General features: G+C 33.8%; 4 protein-coding genes. All 4 read left to right on the top strand.

What is annotated here, in order from left to right; all coding sequences use genetic code 11:
- The coding region (locus HG1285_RS03735) for a complex I subunit 1 family protein (protein WP_008288805.1) at window positions 1–833 on the top strand (833 nt) is incomplete at its 5' end.
- Window position 834: 1 nt separating this feature from the next.
- Window positions 835–1,437, top strand: coding sequence for an NADH-quinone oxidoreductase subunit I (locus HG1285_RS03740; protein ID WP_032496981.1), 603 nt, complete (start codon window positions 835–837; stop codon window positions 1,435–1,437).
- Window positions 1,428–1,952: an NADH-quinone oxidoreductase subunit J gene (locus tag HG1285_RS03745; RefSeq protein ID WP_008288803.1), complete on the top strand. Its 525-nt coding sequence runs from the start codon at window positions 1,428–1,430 to the stop codon at window positions 1,950–1,952. Before HG1285_RS03740 ends, HG1285_RS03745 begins: the two co-directional genes overlap by 10 nt.
- Window positions 1,949–2,116: NADH-quinone oxidoreductase subunit K (locus HG1285_RS03750; protein WP_008288802.1), on the top strand; the 168-nt coding region annotated here is incomplete at its 3' end. The genes HG1285_RS03745 and HG1285_RS03750, both read left to right, overlap by 4 nt.

Raw genomic sequence — 2,116 nt, 5'->3', positions numbered from 1 at the left:
CCGATGCTTTAAAAGTTCTAACTAAAGAAGATATTGTCCCTTCAGGTGTTGACAAATTCTTATTTTACCTTGCATCTTTACTTGCTTTTGTTCCAGCTATAATGATTTTAGCAGTTGTTCCTTTTGGACAGCCTGTAAATTTATTTGGATTTGAAATAAAGCCTTACATAACAGACCTGAATGTTGGATTAATACTTGCCCTTGCTTTTGGTAGTATCTCTATTTACGGTGTTATTTTTGCAGGTTGGGCTTCTAACTCAAAATATCCTATGATTGGTGGTCTTAGAAAAGCTGCAGTTTTAATTGGTTATGAAGTTGCCCTTGGTTTTGCAATGGTGGGACCAATTATGCAGGCTGGGACTTTTTCATTAAAAGAAATAGTTGAAGCACAGCAAGGACTTTGGTTTATTATTCCTAACATACTTGGGTTTGTAGTTATATTATTTGCAATACTTGCAGAAACAGGGAGAACGCCTTTTGACGTTCAGGAAGCAGAAGCAGAGCTTGTTTCTGGATATAACACAGAATATTCTGCTATGAAGTTTGGATTATTCCCACTTGCTGAGTGGTATATAGCAACATTTGTTTTAAGTGCAATTGCTGTAATTTTATTCTTTGGTGGATGGAATGGACCTCATATTTTCGGGCCAATTTCGCCATTTATATGGTTTTTCTTGAAACTTGCAATGATGTTTATGTTCTTCTTATGGGTTCACTGGACACTTCCAAGATACAGAGTTGACCAGATTACAGAGCTTGCATGGAAAGTAATGCTACCGCTTTCACTTTTAAACATACTTGTTGTAGCAATATGGATAATGATTTTTGGATAAGATGGTAAAGGTAAAGTACTTAGAAAGACCAAAGCTTTCAAATACGGAAAGAATTTTCTTTATTGATTTTATAAAAGGTATGAAAATTACAATAAAAAATTTCTTTAGAAAAACAATTACAACAAGATATCCTTATGAAAAATTAACACCTCCAAAAAGATTTAGAGGTACTCACGCACATAGAGTAAGAGACGGCAAAGAACCACCTTCTTTTAATGTTTTACTTCAATTTATGGAAATAAAAGAAGGTGAAAGTAGATGTGTAGCCTGCTATATGTGCCAGCAAGCATGTCCTGTACCTTCACTTTTTAACATTGAAGCCCAGCAACTGCCAAATGGAAAAAAAAGAGTAAAAAGATTTGATATGAACCTTTTAAACTGTTTGTACTGCGGTCTTTGTGTAGACGCCTGTCCTGTTGATTGTATAATAATGACTGACAATTATGAATCAGCAAGCTATACCAGAAAAGACTGTACTATTCATATAGATGATATGTCTCAAAGGGGCTTTAATTTTGATGAAAGAAGGTATAATGAGCCTGATAGAATTTGGATAGATGATGAAGTTAGAGAAAAATTGTGGGGGCAAATTAAATGGAGTTAACTCAGATAGCTTTCTGGATATTTTCAAGCTTAGCAGTTTTATCTGCAATAGGAACAATATTTTTCAGGAACATGGTTTATACTGTTTTATCTTTAATTTCAACATTAATAATGGTCTCAGGTTTATTTTTCACCATGGGAGCTGAGCTTGTAGGGGCTATTCAGCTTCTAATATATGCAGTTGCAATAGTTGTATTTTATGTACTTGTTATATCAACAGTTCCAGAATTTAAAGGAAAAGCAGTTGACCCTAAATACATGCTTTTATCTATCCCTGTCGGGTTTTTAATCTTTTTAGAGCTTGCTTATGTCTCAATTTATGGAGCATGGAAATCAAATACAGGTATTTTTTCAACAGAAGTTATTGATAAAATAGGAAATGCTAAAGCAGTTGGTACAATGCTGTTTACCAAATATCTTTTCCCATTTGAAGTAGCATCTTTAATACTTCTTGTTGCAATGATAGGTGCCATTATTATAGGTAGAAAAGAAGAAAAACAGGAGGCTCAGGGATGATTCCTTACGAATATTATATAGCCTTAAGTGGTCTTTTAATGGTTTTAGGGCTTGTAGGTATAATTATAAGAAGGAATATTATTGCAATGCTCATATCAACAGAACTTATGTTAAATGCAGTAAATATTGCATTTGTTGCATTTGACATGAAACTGCACGATGTT

It is taken from the genome of Hydrogenivirga sp. 128-5-R1-1 (assembly GCF_000171895.1).
This window is presented reverse-complemented; position numbering and strand designations above follow the sequence as displayed.

Coding starts and splice junctions, on each gene's coding strand:
- HG1285_RS03745 (WP_008288803.1), top strand. CDS start 1,428: ATGGAGTTAACTCAGATAGCTTTCTGGATATTTTCAAGCTTAGCAGTT.
- HG1285_RS03740 (WP_032496981.1), top strand. CDS start 835: ATGGTAAAGGTAAAGTACTTAGAAAGACCAAAGCTTTCAAATACGGAA.